This window comes from Microbulbifer sp. SE14, assembly GCF_059834885.1.
This window is the reverse complement of sequence record NZ_JCBAJA010000078.1, coordinates 1-1,144: the sequence shown is the minus strand read 5'-3', so window position 1 is coordinate 1,144 and position 1,144 is coordinate 1. Positions and strand designations below refer to the sequence as shown.

Below are 1,144 nucleotides of genomic sequence, written 5' to 3'. Positions count from 1 at the left end.
GAGACTGTAAATTAAATTGTGTAACTGCTCATGCCCCCGTACTCTGCACCGGAGGATACCATGAGCAGAACAATGGACAACAAAGATCTCGAACAGCAACTCCAGGCTCACGTCACTGAGTTGGCCAAGGGCGTCAAATCTGAGGCCGACCTGAACACACTCACCCAGAAGCTCGTCAAGATGACTGTAGAGGCCGCCTTGGGCGCTGAGCTTGAGGAGCACCTCGGCTACAGCAAACATGATCCTGTCGGCCGCGGCTCCGGCAACAGCCGCAATGGCACCAGCTCCAAGCGCCTGAAGGGCCTGCACGGGGAAGTCGAGATCAGCATTCCTCGCGACCGAGCTGGTTCCTTTGAGCCCCAGTTCGTGCGCAAAGGGCAGACCCGCCTGACGCAGATGGACAGCCAGATTCTGGCGCTGTATGCGAAAGGAATGAGCACTCGCGATATCGTGGATGCCTTCAAGGAGATGTACGATGCGGACGTCTCGGCGACACTGATCTCCAAGGTTACCGAGCAGGTCATGGAGGCGGTCACCGAGTGGCAGAGCCGGCCCCTTGACCCTGTCTACCCCATTGTCTACCTGGACTGCATCGTCCTTAAGATCCGCCAGAACAAGCGGGTCATCAACAAGGCCATGTACGTCGCTCTTGGCGTCAACATGGAGGGGCAGAAGGAGCTACTGGGCCTGTGGCTGGCGGAAACGGAAGGTGCCAAGTTCTGGCTATCCGTGCTCACAGAGCTGAAGAACCGCGGCCTGCAAGACATCCTGATCGCCTGCGTGGACGGCCTGAAAGGCTTCCCTGAAGCCATTGCGGCGGAATACCCGGAGACCAAGGTTCAACTGTGCGTCGTGCATATGGTCCGCAACTCGCTGAAATACGTCTCCTGGAAGGACTACAAGGCCGTAACGGCTGACCTGAAGGACGTTTACACCTCAGCCAGTGAAACGGCGGCACAGGCGGAGCTGGAGCGCTTTGCGGAGAAGTGGGACGACAAGTATCCGCAGATCAGCAAGTCCTGGACAGCCCACTGGCCGAACCTGATCACCCTGTTTGAGTATCCGCCAGAGATCCGGAAAGTAATCTACACCACCAACGCCATTGAGTCCCTTAACAGCGTTATCCGCAAGGCGACGAAACAAC

Annotated in this window: 1 protein-coding gene; it reads left to right on the top strand. The window is 57.5% G+C overall.

Going from position 1 to position 1,144, the window contains the following annotated elements; all coding sequences use genetic code 11:
* Window positions 1-72: 72 nt before the first annotated feature.
* Window positions 73-1,144, top strand: a 1,072-nt coding sequence (locus tag AC6R19_RS22715; RefSeq protein WP_500582148.1) for an IS256 family transposase, incomplete at its 3' end; no start/stop codon positions are given.